General features: G+C 64.3%; 18 protein-coding genes. 12 read left to right on the forward strand and 6 right to left on the reverse strand.

Translation table 11 applies throughout. The annotated features are described in order from the left end of the window. From H8A92_RS25940 to H8A92_RS25950, 3 genes are all read right to left on the reverse strand, one after another. The coding region (locus tag H8A92_RS25940) for a DUF1254 domain-containing protein (protein WP_229198390.1) at nucleotides 1–570 on the reverse strand (570 nt) is incomplete at its 3' end. Beyond that, nucleotides 567–1,145: a DUF1214 domain-containing protein gene (locus H8A92_RS25945; protein ID WP_163156611.1), complete on the reverse strand. Its 579-nt coding sequence runs from the start codon at nucleotides 1,143–1,145 to the stop codon at nucleotides 567–569. The genes H8A92_RS25940 and H8A92_RS25945, both read right to left, overlap by 4 nt. 1 nt (nucleotide 1,146) lies before the next feature. Continuing rightward, nucleotides 1,147–3,420: a transglycosylase domain-containing protein gene (locus tag H8A92_RS25950; protein WP_229198391.1), complete on the reverse strand. Its 2,274-nt coding sequence runs from the start codon at nucleotides 3,418–3,420 to the stop codon at nucleotides 1,147–1,149. A gap of 287 nt (nucleotides 3,421–3,707) precedes the next feature. Between H8A92_RS25950 and H8A92_RS25955 the strand changes: the two genes are divergently transcribed. The 7 genes from H8A92_RS25955 (at nucleotide 3,708) to H8A92_RS25985 (ending at nucleotide 12,422) form a co-directional block, all read left to right on the forward strand. Continuing rightward, entirely contained in the window at nucleotides 3,708–4,229 is a 522-nt protein-coding gene (locus H8A92_RS25955; protein ID WP_229198392.1) for a YcgN family cysteine cluster protein, read from the forward strand. A 205-nt stretch (nucleotides 4,230–4,434) separates the two neighbouring features. After that, entirely contained in the window at nucleotides 4,435–6,030 is a 1,596-nt protein-coding gene (locus H8A92_RS25960; RefSeq protein ID WP_229198393.1) for an MDR family MFS transporter, read from the forward strand. Nucleotides 6,031–6,531: 501 nt separating this feature from the next. Further along, entirely contained in the window at nucleotides 6,532–7,755 is a 1,224-nt protein-coding gene (locus H8A92_RS25965) for an ABC transporter substrate-binding protein (protein WP_229198420.1), read from the forward strand. 94 nt (nucleotides 7,756–7,849) lie between these two features. Next, entirely contained in the window at nucleotides 7,850–8,725 is an 876-nt protein-coding gene (locus H8A92_RS25970) for a branched-chain amino acid ABC transporter permease (RefSeq protein ID WP_229186278.1), read from the forward strand. A 1-nt stretch (nucleotide 8,726) separates the two neighbouring features. Then, nucleotides 8,727–9,653: a branched-chain amino acid ABC transporter permease gene (locus H8A92_RS25975; protein WP_229198394.1), complete on the forward strand. Its 927-nt coding sequence runs from the start codon at nucleotides 8,727–8,729 to the stop codon at nucleotides 9,651–9,653. After that, nucleotides 9,653–11,134: an ATP-binding cassette domain-containing protein gene (locus tag H8A92_RS25980; protein WP_229198395.1), complete on the forward strand. Its 1,482-nt coding sequence runs from the start codon at nucleotides 9,653–9,655 to the stop codon at nucleotides 11,132–11,134. The genes H8A92_RS25975 and H8A92_RS25980 overlap by 1 nt, the downstream gene beginning before the upstream one ends. Nucleotides 11,135–11,177: 43 nt before the next feature. Further along, a complete protein-coding gene (locus H8A92_RS25985) occupies nucleotides 11,178–12,422 on the forward strand; it encodes an ABC transporter substrate-binding protein (RefSeq protein WP_420831368.1) in 1,245 nt (414 codons plus the stop codon). Between the two features lie 119 nt (nucleotides 12,423–12,541). Here the strand turns inward: H8A92_RS25985 and H8A92_RS25990 are convergent, their stop codons facing one another. Beyond that, a complete protein-coding gene (locus H8A92_RS25990) occupies nucleotides 12,542–13,756 on the reverse strand; it encodes an NAD(P)/FAD-dependent oxidoreductase (protein ID WP_229198397.1) in 1,215 nt (404 codons plus the stop codon). A gap of 82 nt (nucleotides 13,757–13,838) precedes the next feature. Next, entirely contained in the window at nucleotides 13,839–15,473 is a 1,635-nt protein-coding gene (locus H8A92_RS25995) for a thiamine pyrophosphate-requiring protein (RefSeq protein ID WP_229198398.1), read from the reverse strand. 326 nt (nucleotides 15,474–15,799) lie between these two features. Between H8A92_RS25995 and H8A92_RS26000 the strand changes: the two genes are divergently transcribed. Then, nucleotides 15,800–15,964, forward strand: a complete 165-nt coding sequence (locus H8A92_RS26000) for a Flp family type IVb pilin (RefSeq protein WP_229198399.1) — start codon at nucleotides 15,800–15,802, stop codon at nucleotides 15,962–15,964. A 187-nt stretch (nucleotides 15,965–16,151) separates the two neighbouring features. On the opposite strand, the gene ku is transcribed toward H8A92_RS26000, so the two are convergent. Then, on the reverse strand, nucleotides 16,152–17,129 hold the full coding sequence (gene ku, locus H8A92_RS26005; RefSeq protein ID WP_229198400.1) for a non-homologous end joining protein Ku: 978 nt from the start codon (nucleotides 17,127–17,129) through the stop codon (nucleotides 16,152–16,154). A 240-nt stretch (nucleotides 17,130–17,369) separates the two neighbouring features. On the opposite strand from ku, the gene H8A92_RS26010 reads away from it, so the two are divergent. The 4 genes from H8A92_RS26010 to H8A92_RS26025 all read left to right on the forward strand — a co-directional run bounded on the left by H8A92_RS26010 (nucleotide 17,370) and on the right by H8A92_RS26025 (nucleotide 18,808). Further along, nucleotides 17,370–17,522: a hypothetical protein gene (locus H8A92_RS26010; RefSeq protein ID WP_165445791.1), complete on the forward strand. Its 153-nt coding sequence runs from the start codon at nucleotides 17,370–17,372 to the stop codon at nucleotides 17,520–17,522. Nucleotides 17,523–17,804: 282 nt separating this feature from the next. Further along, nucleotides 17,805–17,990, forward strand: coding sequence for a hypothetical protein (locus tag H8A92_RS26015; protein ID WP_229198421.1), 186 nt, complete (start codon nucleotides 17,805–17,807; stop codon nucleotides 17,988–17,990). Between the two features lie 173 nt (nucleotides 17,991–18,163). After that, nucleotides 18,164–18,361, forward strand: coding sequence for a hypothetical protein (locus H8A92_RS26020; protein ID WP_229198401.1), 198 nt, complete (start codon nucleotides 18,164–18,166; stop codon nucleotides 18,359–18,361). A 168-nt stretch (nucleotides 18,362–18,529) separates the two neighbouring features. Continuing rightward, on the forward strand, nucleotides 18,530–18,808 hold the full coding sequence (locus tag H8A92_RS26025) for a hypothetical protein (RefSeq protein ID WP_229198402.1): 279 nt from the start codon (nucleotides 18,530–18,532) through the stop codon (nucleotides 18,806–18,808). Nucleotides 18,809–18,857: the final 49 nt, after the last annotated feature.

Raw genomic sequence — 18,857 nt, forward strand, 5'->3', positions numbered from 1 at the left:
GGCTTCCTGCTTCGCCGCGACCGGCTCGGCCTGCACCTTGCACGAGGAGGCCGCAAGCGAGGCCTGCGCCTGCGGCATCAGGCCGGGCTCCGGCGCCAGTGCCTTTAGCAGGATCAGGCCGGTCGAGGTCGGCGAGTCGATGATCAGCCGGTCGGCCGCAGTGACTTCCTCGTCCTCCGGCAGCTCGTTGTGCTGCGCTTCCGTCATCAGGTCGAGCTCGATCACCTTCTTGCCGGCGGAGCGGTCGTTGATCGCGTAATAGGCGACCTCGTTGCGGGTGTAGAACGACACCGACGTATAGGCCTGGCTGACCGGCACGGTGAGCTTGAGCGGCCCGGTGGAGAGGTCGTAGCGGCAGATCGCCACTGCGAATGCCGGATCCATCAGCGGCATCGGCGAGTGGCTCGGGTCGGCGAGCGGCAGTTGCGTCACCTCGTTGAGCTTGGTCATCGGCGTCAGCCGTGAGTAAGCGTCCTGCGAGGCGATCCGCGGCAGCGCCAGCACGCTGACGAGATGCACCACGCCGCCGAGCAGCACGCCGGCGAGGATCGTGAACAGCACGCGGATCATGGGCAGCCCGTCGTGGCAATTGAGGGCATCGGCGCGTCGCGCTGGGTGCGCGTCGCAACCCCAACCGGCGTGTCGTAGAGCCGCAGCATCAGCGCGTAACGCTCAATGCCGCCGGTCGGCAGCCAGTTGCCGGCGCGCGAGCGCGAGGCGATGTGGATCTCGAACGTGCCGTCGGAGGCGCGCATGATCTCCTGGCTGGTGAAGCCGTAGCGCTGCAGGGAATTCGCGACGAGGTGCCCCTTGCGGTCGAACAGCGTCAGCGTCCAGAACCGCGCCGCCGGCGTCACGCCGCTGACGACGATGTCGCACCGGCCGTCGAGCGGCTTGTTCTTGTCGTCAGCGGTCGCCGAGAACGCGATGCCGTCGCCGGTGCCGATCGGCAACTCGCCGCTGCGGGCGATCGTGGCGCGCGAATAGGGATCGACATCGGAGGTGCCGTTCTTCGGCCGCGCGGTCCAGGCGCCGATCTTCAGCGTGCCGAGATCGGTGCCGCGGGTCGCCGTCGCGTAGGTCAGGCCGAGGCCGACGGCGGTGGCGATGACGAGAGCCAGCAAGGTGGTGAGGAGGAGCCGCACGTCAGTTCTTGCGTGGTACTGCAGGTGTCGCGCCGTCCGGCCCGACCGCGGCAACGTAGTTTTCGGGGAACGCCAGCGCGCTCGAGGACTCAGCCTTGCCGGTCTTCGAGGGCTCGTTCAGCGTGGTCTTGCCGGTGGTTCTGGCGGCGTCGTCGAGCAGCTTCTCGACCCGCACCAGGATATCCGCACCGCGCTTGGTCAACACCGGCGGCGGACCCGGCTTGGTCTCCAGCACGCGCGGCGCGGCGTTGGCCTGGGCATTAGCCTGTGCCGGCTGCGGCGGCAGCTTCTGGCCCATGCCGACCCCGTTGAGCTCTTTCACTTCCACGCCTTGATGCGCGGCGACCATGATGTCGTGCCAGGTCTGCGCCGGCAGCGAGCCGCCGGTCATGCGGTTGGTCGGCGAATAGTCGTCATTGCCGTACCAGATCGCGCAGGTGAAGTTGCCGGTGTAGCCGACGAACCAGGCGTCGCGATAGGCGTTGGTGGTGCCGGTCTTGCCCGCGGTCGGAATGCCGTCGAGCGCGGCACGCCGCGCGGTGCCTTCGCTGACCACGTGGCTCATCATGCCGGCCATGTCGGCGGCGATGTTCGGTGGAATGGCCTGCCGCGGCTTCGGTCCGTCGCGGTCCCAGCGCCACACCAGATCGCCGGCGCCGGTACGCACCTCGAGCACCGAATGTGGCGTCACCGCCTTGCCGCGGTTCGGGAAGGTCGCGTAGGCCACCGCGTGCTCCAGCACCGTGACTTCGTCGGAGCCGATCGGCAGCGACGGCGTATCGGGCAGCGGCGCCTTGAGGCCGAAGCGGCGCGCGACCTCGACGATCTTGGCGCGACCGGCCTTCGGGCCTTCCTTGCCGCCCAGCATGATCGAGAGCTTGACCGGCACGACGTTGATCGAGCGCGTGATCGCCTGCGTCAGCGTCACTTGGCCGGAATAGGAGTGGCCATAGTTCTGCGGACACCAGTTGCCGATGCAGACCGGGCCGTCGACGATCTTCGAGTTCGGCGTGAAGCCGTTCAGCAGCGCCGTCGTATAGACGTAAGGCTTGAACGACGAACCGGGCTGCCGATAGGCGTCGGTGGCGCGGTTGAACTGGCTCGCACCGTAATCGCGGCCGCCGACCATGGCGCGGATGCCGCCGTCGAGATCCGAGACCACGGTCGCGGCCTGGGTTGCGTGATAATCACGCCCGAACTGCCGGAGCTGGTTCTCGATCGCGTCCTCGGCTGCCTTCTGCACGTTCATGTCGATCGCGGTGCGGACCACGAAGACGCGCTCGGTGTAGGATTTCGGGAAAGTGTCGACGAGCTTGCGCATCTCGTCGAAGGCGTAGTCGAGATAGTAGTTCGGCGAATTCTCGTCGCGCCGGTCGACCGCGACGGCGGGATTGCGGCGGGCGCCGAACACCTGGCCCTCGGTCATGAAGCCGGCATCGACGAGATTGTCGAGCACGACGTTGGCGCGGGCGCGCGCCGCCGGCAGGTTGATGTGCGGGGCGTATTTGGTCGGCGCCTTGAACAGGCCGGCCAGCATCGCGGCTTCAGCGAGGTTCACGTCGCGCACCGACTTGTTGAAATAGAAATGCGCGGCGCCGTCGACGCCGAAGGTGCCGCCGCCCATATAGGCGCGGTCGAGATAGAGCTTCAGGATCTCGTTCTTGGTCAGCCGCGTCTCGAGCCAAATGGCGAGGAAGGCTTCCTTCACCTTGCGCTCGATGGTGCGCTCGTTGTTCAGGAACAGGTTCTTGGCGAGTTGCTGGGTGATCGACGAACCGCCCTGGCGGACGCCGCCGGCCTGTGCGTTGGTGACGAGTGCGCGGGCGAGGCCCGGAACGTCGATGCCGAAATGGTCGTAGAAGCGGCGGTCCTCGGTCGCGAGCGTCGCCTTGATCAGATTGTCCGGAAAGTCTTCCAGCGGGATCGAGTCATTATGCTTGATGCCGCGGCTGCCGATCGGATTGCCGTAGCGGTCGAGGAATGTCACGGCGAGGTCGGACTTCTTCAGCCAGTCCTCGTCGGCGGTCTCGCGGAAGGCGGGGATCGCGAGCGTCAGCATCAGGATCATGCCGCCGAGCCCGAGGGTCGCGGCTTCCGACAGCGGCTCGATGAACACCCAGCGCTTCCAGCGGCCGACATAGAAGCGGTCCATGAAGGTGGAATAGCGCTCGTAAAGTTCGCGCAGGCCCTTGCCCGACGAGAACAGCGTCGAGTCGATACGCGCATCGAGGTCCAGGAAGAAGTTCCGAACCTTCTGTTTCCAATGCGACGGCATGACCTGAAAGGACCGGACCCTTGATCAGTGTGACAGCGCTGCGGGCGCCCAAATGGGCACAGGCCAGCGTCTTGCTTCGATGTTGCGGCAATCCCAAGGCGCTTTTGCGTCGTTGGGGACTCGTTCCACGTTCTATCCGAGCGGCTGCCATAAACCAATGGCGCGGCTTGTGAATTTAATGAAAGCCCTAACGCTGCCCACCGGCTTTTTCGACCCCGCGACAACACCCCCTTGCGGAGCCGGCGCCGGCGTCCCAATAAGAACTCTATCGCCATGTCAGGGATATCATGACCGCACCGCCCAAGCGCCCGTCGGACCAGGATGGATTCTTCTGGAAAACCAAGACGTTGGAAGAGATGTCCAATGCCGAATGGGAGAGCCTGTGTGACGGCTGCGCACGGTGCTGCCTGGAGAAGCTCGAGGACGAGGACACCGGCAAGATCTACTTCACCCACATCTCCTGCAAGCTGCTCGATTCCGGCCTGTGCACCTGCAAGGACTATCCGAACCGCTCCGACCAGGTTCCGGATTGCGTCCGCCTGACGCCCGAAAACGTCCGGACGCTGAACTGGCTGCCGCCGAGCTGCGGCTACCGGCTCGTGGCCGAGGGGCGGGACCTCTATTGGTGGCATCCCCTGATCTCCGGCGATCCCAACACCGTTCATGAGGCCGGCGTCTCGGTGCGCGGGCGGGTGGAAGGCACCGAGATCGATGTCAACGACGCAGATCTCGAGGATCACATTGTGCGGTGGCCGGCTTTGCTGCCGAAACGGGCCCAGTTGAAGAAGCGGCCGAAGCTCTCCAAGTAGATTTTCGAGCAGATTTACAAGCCGTAACGATGGCGCCGCGAGTGTCGGCACAGGCCGTTCTGCGATCACGTCATCGCGAGAACTCTGCCGCGGGATGCACCCATGCGCTGGGGTGCCTGCCTCAGCAGCGAATTGCTGCATAAATTGCGAAGCAGAGAATGATTCCATCGCGGGACGCGCCCGCGCAGCAGCATTACGCCCCCAAATGAACAAGTATGAACGGCAGAGCCGTTTTCCTGCCGACCAATCCACATTGCCTGACGACATTGCGGAAGAGCTGTCTCACCTCCCGAGCGAGGTGATCGAACTCAGCGACGCGCCCCCGCTGGCGCCGCCGGCACCGCTCAATCCGGATGAAGTCCGCACCATCGTCATCAGCCTGATGCTGACGATGTTCCTGGCCGCGCTCGACCAGACCATCGTCGCGACCGCGCTGCCGACGATCGGGCGCCAGTTTCACGACGTCACCAACCTCTCCTGGGTGATCACGGCCTATCTGCTCGCCTCCACCGCGGTGGCGCCGGTATTCGGCACGCTGAGCGACATCTATGGCCGCCGTGTCATGATCATCACCTCGCTCAGCCTGTTCGTGGTCGGCTCGGTGCTGTGCGCGATCGCGCCCAGCATGACCATGCTGATCGTCGCCCGCGGCCTGCAGGGGCTCGGCGGTGGCGGCATCATGCCCGTGGTCCAGACCGTGATCTCCGATGTGGTCACCCCGCGCGAACGTGGCCGCTATCAGGCCTATTTCTCCAGCGTCTGGATGGCCGGCGGCATTCTCGGCCCGGTGGTCGGCGGCGTGTTCGCCGAGCATCTGCACTGGTCGATGATCTTCTGGATCAACCTGCCGCTCGCGGCTGCGGCGCTCGCTCTGCTGCTGCCGAAGATGAGCAAGATCCCGGTGTTCCACCGCAAGCGCAAGGTCGACTGGCTCGGCGGCGTGCTGCTGATGGCCTCCGCCGTCGTGCTGATGCTGGTGCTGACCTGGGGCGGCACCCGTCTGTCCTGGCTGTCGCCGACCATCACCGCGATGATCGGCGCCTCGATCGCGCTCGCCGGCGCCTTTGTCTGGCATGCGCGCCGGGCCGACGAGCCGTTCCTGCCGCTGTCGCTGCTCGGCGGCTCGGTGGTGCCGTTCGCGATGGGGGCGGGCGGCTGCGCGCTCGGCGCCATGGTCGGCCTGACCGTGCACCTGCCGCTCTATTACGAGGTAGTCTATCACCTGACTGCCAGCGAGGCCGGCCTGGCGCTGATCCCGCTTGCGGCGATCTCGACCTTCGGTGCGGCGATCGCCGGACGGACCATGGCGAAGGCCAAGCACTACAAGCGTGTCGCCATCGTCGGCACCTCGGTCGCCGCGATCTGCGCCGTCGGCATGGCGGTGACGACGCTGCCGCTGTGGGGATTGCTGCTGTTGATGAGCGTGTTCGCGCTCGGGCTCGGCACCACGTTCCCGATCAGCGTGGTGTCGTTGCAGAACGCGGTGGCGCGTCCGCAGGTCGGCACGGTCACCGGCGCGATGAACTTCTTTCGCGCGATGATGGCCTCCTTCACGGTCGCGGCCTTCACCACGATCCTGCTGATGACGCTCGGCACCGACATCTCGCTCGCCGGCGAGCATCACGCCGCTGCGGCCGGCACCGTCAGCGCGATCCCGATGGCCGACATGATCACCGCGTTCCGCTACGTGTTCGGTGCCGCCGCCGTGCTGCTGACCACCGCTTCCATCTGCATGATCACGATGGAGGAGCGCCCGCTCGCCGGCCCCGCCACGCGGCCGCCGGCGGAGATGGCGGAGTAGGGCGTCACCACGCTCTCCGCTGTCGTCCCAGCGAAAGCAGCGGGATGATTTTGCGACGACACCAAGTTCACCGCCGTCGTCCCGGCGAAGGCCGGGACCCATGCGCCGCGGCGGATGTTGTCGGTGGGACTCGTCGTTCCAATAGCGCTTAACAATTCGCATCGGTGGTTATGGGTCCCGGCTTTCGCCGGGACGACTCTGCGGATCGTTCTCGCTTCAACCTGTCGAGCAGCCTGTTCGGTGTCATCGCCCGGGCGATGACAGACGTGGCGAGAGACCCCGACACGACTTTATTCCCGCGCTGCCTCATATTTATTCAGCCGCTTCACGCCGACCCACTACTTTAGTTGTCGTCGACGCATGGCGATCTGCGCGCAGTTTCACTTGCTGCGCATTTTGTCGCGGCTATAGTCCGGCCCCAAGAGCTCGAAGCAGCCGAACAAAATGCAAAAAGAGGAGAGAAACAGGGTGAAAAGAACATCGCGACTGCCTGTTCATGCGATGCAGCAAATCGCCGGAGCGGCCGTGTTGGGCCTCTTGGCTGCGGCCCCCAGCGGAGCGCTGGCCGCCGACACCCTCAAGATCGGCGTGATCGCCGAAGCGCAGGCGATTGCCGGCGCGTCGATCCCGCAGGCGGCGCAACTGGCCGCCGACGAGATCAACGCCAAGGGCGGCATCGACGGCCGCAAGATCGAAATCGTCTCTTACGATAATCACTCGTCCTCGGCGGATTCGGTCCGCGCATTCCAGCGCGCCGTCAACGAAGACAAGGTCAACGTCGTCATTTCGAGCTACATCAGCGAAGTGGTGCTGGCGCTCGAGCCCTGGGCCTCGCGCCTGAAGACGCCGTTCGTCACGCCCGGCGCGGCCTCCAACGAGATCAGCAAGAGCGTTCACGCCGATTACGAGAAAAACAAGTACACCTTCCACGGCTATCTGACCTCGGCGGCGCTGGCGCTGTCGGTCTGCGACGCCGCCAAGGAGCTTCTGGTCGATCAGAAGCACATGAAGACTGCGGTCGTCATGAGCGAGGACGCGGCCTGGACCAAGCCGCTCGACGTCGGCTACGAGGAGTGCCTGCCGAAGATCGGACTCAAGGTCGTCGACCATATCCGCTTCTCGCCCGACACCACCGACTTCACGCCGATCTTCAACAAGGTCGAAGCCGCCAAGCCCGACGTGATCATCACCGGCATCTCGCATGTCGGCGTGCAGCCGACGGTGCAGTGGAAGAACCAGCAGGTGCCGATCCCGATGTTCGGCATTTCCTCGCAGGCCACCAACGAGACCTTCGGCAAGGACACCAACGATGCGGCCGAAGGCGTGCTGTATCAGGGCGTGTCGGGCCCGAACGTCGCGGTGACGCCGAAGTCGGTGCCGTTCGCAGAAGGCTTCAAGAAGCGCTACGGCAACTATCCGTCCTACGCGGGCTACACCGCCTATGACGAGGTCTACTACATCGCGGATGCGGTGAAGCGCGCCGGCTCGGTCGAGGCCGACAAGATGGTCGATGCGCTGGAGAAGACCGATTGGGAAGGCACCATCGGACGCGTCCAGTTCTACGGCAAGGACGATCCGTTCACCCATTCGATCAAGTACGGCAAGGGCCTGATCACCGGACTGATGCTGCAGTGGCAGGGCGGCAAGCAGGTCGCGGTGTGGCCAAAGGAGGTCGCCAAGAGCGATCTCAAGTTCCCGAGCTTCATCAAGCTCACCACCAACTGACTGATGATCATGCTCCCGGGCCGGTCCCGGGAGCATCGCTATTCAGTTCCGCGTCCTCCACAACAGGCAGCCCTGCTGCCGCGGCTGATTTGAGATGCTTGCCCTACAGATCCTGATCGATGGCTTCGCCATCAGTGCGCTCTATGCGCTCGGCGCGACCGGCTTCACCCTGATCTTCGGTGTCTCCGGCGTTCTCAACCTCTCCCACGGTGCCATCATGGTGGCCGCAGCGGTCGCGGCCTGGGCCGCGGCCAGCGTGCTGCACCTCGACATCTACACCGGCGCGCTGTTCGGCGTCGGCGTGGCGCTGATCGTGTCGTTCGCGACCTATTTCGCGGTCGTCAAGCCGATCCAGAATTCCAGTCGGATCCCCAATGAGGAGAAGGAAATCTTCGTCCTCACCGGCACTCTGCTGTGGGGCATCATGATCCAGGAGCTGATCGCCTATTTCTTCACCAACAACGCCAAGACGGTGCTGCCGATCGTCGAGGGCGTCGTCGATATCTTCGGCAACCGCACGCCGCGCAACAATATCTTCACCGCGCTGGTGTGCTGCCTCGTGATCGGCCTGCTGTGGCTGCTGGTGAACCGCACGCGGACCGGCAAGGCGGTGCTGGCGGCCTCGATGAACCCGCGCGGCGTCACCCTGCTCGGACTCGAGCTCACCCAGATCTACATCGTGGTGTGGGGCATCTACGGCATTTTGGCCGGCATCGCCGGCGTGCTGCTCGGCATGTTCCTCGGCGTCAGCTCCTACAGTGTCGGGCCGCTGACCGCGAGCGCGTTCTCGATCGTGGTGCTCGGCGGTCTCGGCAGCGTCTCGGGCTCGCTGATCGCGGCTTTCGTCGTCGGCTATCTCGAGACCATCACGGCCTACATGATCTCGCCGGCCTACCGCACCATTCCGGCGCTGCTGCTTCTGGTGTTCGTGATGTATATCCGGCCTCAAGGCCTGTTGGGGAGGCGCTGAGATGGCCGGATTCTTCACCTCGCGCCTGTTCTTCATCTCGCTCGCCTGCGTAGCGGTTGCCGCAACGCTGCCGCTCTACGTCTCGGGCTACATCCTCGGGCTGCTCACCGTCGCGTTCTATTTCGGCGTGTTCGCGATGGCCTGGGACCTGCTGTTCGGCTTCGCCGGCGAGGTCAATTTCGGCCCGACCTTCCTGATCGGCACCGGCGCCTACACCGCGGGGATCCTCAACAACCAGTACGGCTGGTCGGTCTATATCTGCATCCTGCTCGGCGCGCTGGCGTCGGTGGTCGCGGGCTTCGTGCTGGCGCTGCCGGCGCTGCGGGTGAGGGGACCGTATTTCGGCCTCACCACGCTGGTCGCAGTCCTGATGCTGCAGAACTTCGTCGTGGTGTTCGCCGACCTGACCGGCGGCGAGATCGGGCTCACCATCCCCGACGTCATCACCATCAATGCCGGCGCCAATTACTGGATCGCGCTCGGTTTCATGACCATCAGCGCGGCCATTCTTTACGGCCTGTCGCAATCGCCGGTCGGCCTCGTGCTGCAGGCGAGCGGGCAGGACCCGGTGCAGGCCGGTGCGCTCGGCTTCAACATCGTCAAGCACAAGCTCGCGGCCTTCATCGTCAGTGCGTTCTTCTCGGGACTGTCGGGGGCGCTGCTGGTGTTCTACTTCGGCACCGCCTCGGTCGGCACCGTGGTCGACGTCGCGGTCGGCGTGAACGTGATCGTCTCCGCCGTGCTCGGCGGCCGGCGCACGGTGCTGGGGGCGGCGTTAGGCGCGATCTTCCTGATCGTGGCTGGCGAATTCCTGCGCCCGACCGGCGAGCTTGCGACCTTCATCGTCTCGGCGGTGGCGCTGCTTGTCGTCCTGTTCTTCCCCGGCGGTTTCCTCGGAGCGGCCCTGTCACGCGAGGCGCGCTCCTGATGGATCAGATTGCGACCAAGACTCCAACGCTCGCCGTCCGCGGCCTGACCAAGCGGTTCGGCGGCCTGACCGCGGTGAAGAATCTGAGCTTCGAGCTGCGACCCGGCGAGATCCTCGGCCTGATCGGGCCGAACGGTTCGGGTAAATCGACCGCGATGAAGAGCGTGATGGGCATCGAGCGCCCGACCGCGGGCGAGGTGCTGTTCGAGGGCGAGAACGTTGCCGGGCTGCCCGCGCACAAGATCGCGCGCAAGGGCTTTGGCATGGTGTTCCAGCATTCGCGGCCGCTGAACCGGCAGACCGTGCTGGAAAACATCATGGTCGCGCTGTTGCCCGACAGCCTGTTCATGCTGTTTCCCGACAAGGCGCTGACCGAGCGCGCCAAATGGATCGCCGAGCGCGTTGGCTTGGGGGCGGTGATGGACCGCCGTCCGCCGACGCTGCCGTTCGCCGATCTGCGCCGGCTGGAATTGGCGAAGGCGATCGCGCGCGACCCGAAGGTGGTGCTGGTCGACGAGCCCTTCGCCGGATTGACCAGCACCGAGGTCGGCGTGTTCTCGCAATTGATCCGCAGCTTCCGCGACGAAGGGCGCGCGGTGATGCTGGTCGACCACAACGTCAAGAGCGTCGCGGCGCTGGTCGACCGCGTGCTCGCGATGTATCTCGGCGAGGAGATCACGACCGGCCGCGCCGAGGACGTGATGAAGAACGAGACCGTGCGGCGGGTCTATCTCGGCGGCGCGATCGAAACCCATGCGCGGCCCGAGACCTCGTTCAAGGACAAGGTGCCGCTGCTGCAGGTCGAGAATGTCAGTGTGCATTACGGCAAGGCGCAGGCGCTGGAGAACGTCTCGATCCACGTCCATGAGGGCGAGTTCGTCTCCGTCGTCGGCCTCAACGGCGCCGGCAAGACCACGCTGTTCAACACCATCTCGGGCTTCCTGCCCTATACCGGCGAGATCCTGCGTGGTGGTGTGAATCTGCGCGGCACCGGGCCGGCCAAGATCGCCCGCTCCGGCCTCGTGCAGTGCCCGGAATCGCGCGAATTGTTCGGCGAGATGTCGGTGCGCGAAAACCTCGACCTCGGCGGCCAGCATCTCGACGACGCAGCGCGGGCGAAGCAACTGGCCTGGCTGTTCGAGCTGTTCCCGATCCTGAAGGAGCGCCAGGGCCAGATGGCGCAGACACTGTCCGGCGGCGAGCAGCAGATGCTGGCGATCGGCCGCGCGCTGATGATGCAGCCGCAGATCCTGATCCTCGACGAGCCGACGCTGGGCCTGGCGCCGGTCATTCTCGAACTGTTGTCGAAGGCGCTGGAGAAGCTGCGCCAGACCACCAAGATCACGGTGCTGCTCGGCGAGCAGAACGTGACGTTCGCGCTTCCGCATGCCGACCGCGTCTATGTGCTGGAGCACGCGCGGATCGTCTGGGAGGGCGATCCGGGCCGGTTCGCCGCGGAGGCCGGCGCCGATTTTCTCTGAAGTTCGAAAAATTCAAGAACAAGAAAGCAAAACAAGGGAGATCATGATGTCAGGACATTCAACCGCCACCCGCGTCAGCTTGCTGGCCTCGGCGCTCGCGCTCTGCCTCGCGGCGCCGGCCTATGCCCAGTCCAGCGATCCGATCAAGATCGGCGTGATCGCCGAGGTGCAGTCGATCGCCGGCGCGGCGACCCCGGGCGGCGCGCAGATCGCGGCCGACGAGATCAACGCCAAGGGCGGCGTGATGGGCCGCAAGATCGAGATCGTCACTTACGACAACAAGAGCTCGTCGGCCGATTCCGTGCGCGCGTTCCAGCGCGCGGTGAGCGAGGACAAGGTGTCCGCCGTGATCGCGAGCTACATCAGCGAGGTTGTGCTGGCGCTGGAGCCGTGGGCTTCGCGGCTGAAGATGCCGCTGATCACACCCGGTGCGGCCTCTAACGAGATCACCAAGGCTGTTCATAACGACTATGAGAAGAACAAGTACACCTTCCACGGCTACCTGACCTCGGCCGCGCAGGCGCAGCTGGTCTGTGATGCGGCCAAGGAGCTCTTGGTCGACCAGCTCAAGTTCAAGTCGGTTGCGATCATGAGCGAGGATGCGGCGTGGACCAAGCCGCTCGACGTCGGCTACGAGGCCTGCCTGCCGAAGGCCGGCCTCAAGGTGGTCGAGCATATCCGCTTCTCGCCCGACACCACCGACTTCACGCCGATCTTCAACAAGATGGAAGCGGCGAAGCCCGACGTGATCGTCACCGGCATCTCCCATGTCGGCGTGCAGCCGACGGTGCAGTGGAAGAACCAGCAGGTGCCGATCCCGATGTTCGGCATCAGCGCACAGGCGCTGAGCCCGACATTCTGGGGCGACACCAACGGCGCTGCCGAAGGCGTGCCCTCGCTCGCGGTGGCGACGCCTGATGTCGCGGTCACGCCGAAGACCAAGCCGTTCGCTGCCGCCTTCAAGGCCAAGTTCGGCACGCCGCCGGCCTATACCGGCTACACCGCCTATGACGAGGTCTACATCATCGCGGAGGCGATCCAGCGCGCCGGCTCGACCGATCCGGACAAGTTGGTCACCGAGCTCGAGAAGACCGACTTCGACGGCACGATCGGCAAGATCCAGTTCTACGGCAAGAACGACGAGTTCACCCACGGCATCAAGTCCGGCCCGGGTGCCGTCACCGGCCTTGTGTTCCAGTGGCAGAACGGCAAGCAGATCACGGTCTGGCCGAAGGCGATCGCCGAAGGCAAGCTGAAGTTTCCGGACTTCGTGAAGCTGTCGCAGTAGCACACGTACTCGCCGTCATTGCGAGGAGCGAAGCGACGAAGCAATCCATTTTCCGAGTGAGTGGATGGATGGATTGCTTCGCTTCGCTCGCAATGACGATCGGAGACTGTGAACCCAAACTATTTGCGCGTCGGCGGTGCCGCCTGGATCGTGGGCGCTGCCGCCGCGAGCAGCGCGGCGCGATCGCCGTTGCGCGGCGGATAGATGCGCTGCTGGTTGATGGTCTGCTTGGTGAGTTTTGCCGCAGCACCCGTGGTGTGCACCTCGCGATCCCAGCCGGTGGTGTAGAGCGCGCCCCAGGCGCCGAGATCGAGCACCGTCACATACCAGTCGATGGCGAGCGGCAGCAGTTTTTCGCCGAACAGATCGGCGACCACGTTCTGTCCCGCAAACCGGCCCATCGGCCGCGCGAACTGGCAGGACATCACGGTCGGATGCTCGCCGTCGATCAGGCAGGAAGCGACGTCGCCGGCGGCGAAGACGCCGTCGAGACCCTCGACGCGCATGGTGTGATCCACCGCAAGACGGCCGAGCCGGTCGCGCTTCGCTGGCAGCATAGCGGCAAGCAGACTCGCATGCATGCCGGCGCACCACACCACGGTTTTGGCCGGAATGATCTCGCTGCTGTCGAGCGTGATGCTGTCGGCGCCGACGGCGCTGACCCTGACATTCAGACGCGTCTCGACGCCGAGCGCGGAGAGCGCCTCGTTGATGACGGGACGGCCATGCGCGCCGAAGGTCGCGCCGACCACGGGATTGGGATCGATCAGGATCACGCGATGATCGCCTGTGATGCCGGCGCGTGCGAGCTTGGCCGGCATCTCGGCCGCGACCTCGATCCCGGTGAACCCTGCGCCGACCACCGCGACCGTCGAACGCGCCTGCGATGGCGGCTCTTTGCCGAGCGCCGCCAGATGCCCGTTGAGCCGCATCGCCGCATGGTAGGTGTCGACGTCGAAGCCATGCGCGGCGAGGCCCGGGATCTCGGGCCGCGCCAGCTCGCTGCCCGTCGTCAGCACCAGCCGGTCGTAGCTCAAATGTTCGGCGCCCGCGCTCGACTTGACCACGACTTCGCGCTTCGCCGCATCGATCGCTTCGATGTCGGCCACCTTATGCCTGACCCCGACCGGATCGAGCAGATCCTTGAGCGGCAGCGCGACATCGCCGGGATCGACCTCGTAATTGCGTACCCGGATGTTGTGATAGGCGTTGCGATCGACCACGAGAATCTCGGTGTCGGATGCGCGTGCACCGATCTCGTCGCATTTACGGGCCGCACCGAGCGCGGCCCACAGCCCGGCAAAGCCGGCACCCAGCACCAGGATGCGCGCCATCTCTCCCTCCGACGTTGCGTCGGAGGGAGCTTGCCCGCCGAAGCGATGTCAAATCAAGTGGGTGAGGGCGTGCGAAGTGTCCTCACGTCCCCGGCCGCGACACCTCGGTCTCCTTGCTGGTGATGAATTCCAGCAGCACCGGGACGCCTTCCTTGGTCTTCTGGATGCCGCGCTTGATCGCGGGAATGATGTCTTCGGGCTTCGTCACCCGTTCGCCATAGCCGCCGAAGGCACGGGCCATCGCGGCGTAATCGCCGGAGATGTCGGTCGAGCGATATTTCTCGGTCGAGATCGGCATCACCTTCAGCTCGATCGCCATCGAGAAATTGTTGAGCAGGATCGACATGATCGGAATCCGCTCGCGCACCGCAGTCTCGAAATCCATCCCCGTGAAGCCGATCGCGGCATCGCCCCAGACATTGATGCAGAGCTTGTCCGGTTTTGCGAGCTTCGCGCCCATCGCAAGGCCAAGTCCATAGCCGAGCTGCGTGGTCTTGCCCCAGCCGATATAGGACAGCGGCTCGACCGACTTCCAGAACGGCGAGAGCTGGTCGCGCGGGCTGCCGGCGTCATGGGTGATGATGGTGTTGTGGATGTCGACCGTGTGCTGCAGATCCCATAGCACCCGGTACGGATTGAGCGGCGCGTCGTTGTGCGTCAGCTTCGGCATCCACTTGGCGAGCCATTCCTTGTGAGACGCGGCGATCTCTTCCGCGACCGCACTTGCGTTACGGTCCGCGGCCACGGTCTTGCCGATTTCCTCCAGCAGCGCGTCGAGCACGAGGCCGGCGTCGCCGACGAGGCCGATCCTGGCCTCGACATCCTTGTTGATGTGGTTCGGATCGAGCGTCGAATGGATGATGGTCTTGCCCTTCGGCATCGCGATTCCGAACGATGTTTCGGTGAACGAGCAGCCGATGCCGAAGATCACGTCGGCGTCGGCCAAAAATTTCGGTACCGCGCGCGGCACCGCGAGGCCGCCGGAGCCGAGCGACAGCGGATGCGCCTCCGGGAATGACGACTTGCCGCCGAGGCTGGTGGTGACCGGGATCGCGAGCCGCTCGGCGAGGCGCTTCAGCTGCGGCCAGGCCTTCGCGTAGTGCACGCCCTGGCCGGCATAGATCACCGGACGCTTGGCGTTGACGAGCAGGGCGGCGGCTTCCTTCACATGGACAGGGTCGGCACCGTAGCGGGTGCGCAGCACCGGCGTGTAGTTGAGTGGCTCCGGCACCTCCTCGTTCCACATGTCGGCGGGGATCTCGACGATCACAGGCCCGCCGCGGCCGTTCTTCAGTTTGGTGAACGCGCGGCGGAAAATGTTACAGACCTCCGCGGCGATGTTGATCGGCTCCGAGGACTTGGAGAACGCCTTCATCGCCTGGCTGGAGTTGAAGTTCGGATCGATGTTCGCCAACCGGCGCGCATAGCCCATCGGCAGCACCAGCACGGGTACGGATTCGCCATAGCACTGCGCAACGCCGCCCATCGCATTCTCGGCGCCCGGACCGTGCTGCATGCAGAACGCGCCGATCTTTTCGCCCGAGGTGACGCGGGAGATCGCGTCCGCCATGTGCACGCCGATGCGCTCCTGGCGCACCATCACGGGCCGGATATCGGCGGCGGCAGCGTATTCGATCAGGTGGTTGACCGGGTAGCCGGTGAGGATCTCGATCCCCTCGCGCTTCATGATTTCCGCGATCGCGGTGCCGAGCTTCATGACGGTCACTCCCTTTTGGATGCGGCCGGTTCGTTCCGGCCTCGTTGTCGTCCTGTCCGATAAAGGAACAGGATTCCGCCGACCGGTAAAGCCGAGCTGCGGGCCGGATCGGGTAGTCCTGATATGCGTTTACGCCCAAACGCGGCCGGATGCCTCGCGCCGCGGCGCCCTGATGCAGGCAAAACTAGTACCGAGTTTCTGCGCAACCCTTAAGCGATCGTTCATTGTGTCCATCAATGGGCCGTCAACCAATGTGGCCTAGTTTTGCTGGCATATTACTACGGCGCGGGAGACAAAGAGCCGCGAGCGTCGGACAGGAGCTTTTCATGCGCGCGTTGCTGGCAAGATTTCTGCAGGATGAGGTCGGAGCGACGGCGATCGAATACGCCGTCATCGCCGGCGGTATCAGTATCGTGATCGTCGCCGGCGTCAGGGGCATCGGCACCGGCGTGAGCGGCCAATTCAGTGCCGTCAGCTCGGCGTTCAAGTAGGCGCTACAAGTAAGCGCCGAGAGACACCGCTTCATACGTTCCCGCTTCAGCCGCCGCCGTCTCCATTCAACGCGCGAAGCATCGCGATGCGTGCGAACATCAGCCAGTGCGCCGCTTACTGGACGCCTTCCGATAGTTTCATGATCTCGTCGGCGGCCTTCCGCAGCGTGACCCGCACGCCGCGGCGTCAGCCCGCCTTCTTGCGCGCCGCGGTGCCTTGCGCACGCGTTGCCTTCTCGGCCTTCTTCGGCTCGGGCTTGGCGGCTTCCTTGGGCTCACGCTTGCCGCTGCCCGAGATCGGCAGCAGCATTTCACGCTGGCCCTCGATGCGCTTCTTCGGCTTCTTGCCCTTCGCCGCCTTGGCCTCGGCCTTGGCAGGAGCGGCCTGCTTCTCGTTGGCGAGACTCTTCTTCAGCGCGTCCATCAGGTTGATCACGTTACCGCTGGTCTTTGCCGCGGGCTTGGTGATCTTGATGCCGTTGCGCTTCTGGTTGATCAAATCGATCAGCGCCTGCTCGTAGCGGTCCTCGAACTCCTCCGGATCGAACTCGGCGGACTTCTGCTCGACAATGTGCTTGGCGAGATCGAGCATATCCTTGGTGATCTTCACGTCCTGGATGTCGTCGAAATATTCCTTCTCGCTGCGCACCTCATAGGGATAGCGCAGCAGCGTGCCCATCAACCCGTTGTCGAGCGGCTCGAGCGCGATGATGTGCTCGCGGTTGGTCAGCACCACGCGGCCGATCGCGACCTTGTCCATGCTGCGGATGGTCTCGCGGATCACCGCAAAGGCATCGTGGCCGACCTTGCCGTCGGGAACGAGGTAGTAGGGGCGGATCAGATAGCGGCTGTCGATCTCGCTGCGCGGCACGAATTCGTCGATCTCGATGGTGCGGGTCGAATCCAGCGCGATGTCGTCGAGCTCTTCCTTGGTGACCTCGATGTAGGTGTCGGTGTCGACCTTGTAGCCCTTCATGATGTCGTCGGTTGAGACTTCCTCACCGGTCTCGGCATCGACCTTGGCGTATTTGATGCGGTGGCCGGTCTTGCGGTTGATCTGGTTGAAGGAGACCTTTTCGGTATCCGACGTCGCCGGGTACAGGGCAACCGGGCAAGTCACGAGCGAAAGGCGCAAAAAGCCCTTCCAGTTGGCGCGAGGGGCCATAGGGAAACTCCGATTACGCAACCGACGGAACGCTCAAGGATAACACCGGGAACCCCCGTTTGAAACAACACGGCCCGGTGAATCTCGTAACGGCGTTAACCGTAGCTTCGGACTGCGCCCGTTTGACGCGGCGGCGGGACGCCGTCGGATCGCTCGGAACACCCCTCCGGATCACGCGTTGGCCCTGCGAAGGGGAGCGGCAATCGCCGGAATTACAGGCACTTAAGCAAGGAGGTCGCGATGGCAACGGAACGACACGGTCAAATCATTGAAACCCCGACCGAGGCGCGTCAGGCCGAGCCTGGACCTTCGGTTCTTGCTCTGCTCACGGCCTCGACGGGGCTTGCCGTGCTGATCCTCGGCGTCGTCTGGTTCGCCTTCTTCCGCGTGTAGTGCTGCTGTCCTGCATGCGAGGCTCCCATGTTAGGCTGGGACGCAGGCTAGAGCAGTCGCGCACTGCGCGCCCTGCGAGAATGCGTGCGGTCGGTCACGCTTGCGTCCGGCCCGGCCTTCGAATGCTGCGATCGCTGAGGTCACATCCTGGATCACGCTGCGTGGAATTTTCTTCGACGATGGCTCGCGGCTCACGAGATTTTGCAGTGGTGATCTGTGATGCGCGCGGCGAATTGCTGCCGCGGCGCGTCACGAGATCATCGAAATTGACTGCTAGCTGATTTGAATCAGATGCGCCTCGAGCTTGAGATGTTCTATCGGCAGGAAGAAAAAAACTCGTTGTTGGTGCGCCTCAGGGAGAAAAGCGTATCAGGCGTCTTCGTCGGGCTGACGGTGCTGGCGATGGCGGGGTGGATTTATCTTCTCAGCTCGATGTTCCTGAAATTCATGCTGTGGTGGTTCTCCTGAGACGTTTGTCTCGAAGATCGTACGCGAGAACGTCCGTAGTTGCAGCTGACCATTGCTGCGCCGTTTGATTGCACAAAAATTCCAGCGGCTGAACAATCTTTCGGCACGCATAATCATGATGTCGTCACAACTCGGAATGTTAGATAACATTCCGACTAACATGGACGACTGTGATGCTCTCTCCCGTTCTGATTCTCGCAGCGGCGTTCGTCTCCGGCGTCTTCTCCGGTTTCGCCGCGCGCTCGTGGCGGTCGCGCAAGCGCCGCGCGCAATATCGTATCTATGCGCCGTATGTGGCGCCGTCAGCTGCGAAGCCGTCGAGACGGGAGCAGCCAGTTACCGCGTTCGGCCACATGCGCCGCGCGTTCTAGCGGACTAGTTCGATCGAGGTAGCGCGACAGTGGGGTGAGTTGGGGGTGGCGGGACAACATGCAATCGGTCATCGTGTTCCCGTCCGTGCGGCAGGCGGGTTGGTCGTGTGCCAGCGCCCCGTCTGATCCTGTCGCCGGCCCCGAGGATCGCAAGGGAACTTTCGCAACATGAGTGATCTCAGGGGGCAATCGCCCAGGCGATATGTCGTCGATGTCTGTGGCCGGCGCGTGCTGGTCGGTCTCACGCTTGAAGAGACGTCGGAGTTCGAGGGTCTCGACTCCTCGCTTCCGGTGCTGACGGATCGAGGCGACCAGGGGTTGCAGCCGTTGCCGTCAGCCGGCGAGGGACGGTGGCTCGAACTCTACGACAAACACGACAAGGCGTGGATCAAGTGGAAGGCTGATCTCAGGGCCGAGCACGCAGGCAATTCACCCATTTTTAACTAAGACCGGGCGATTCTTGGCCTATCCTGCCTGAATGGGCCCGAACCGGATA

The sequence above is a fragment of the Bradyrhizobium acaciae genome (genome assembly GCF_020889785.1).
Lineage (GTDB): Bacteria > Pseudomonadota > Alphaproteobacteria > Rhizobiales > Xanthobacteraceae > Bradyrhizobium > Bradyrhizobium acaciae.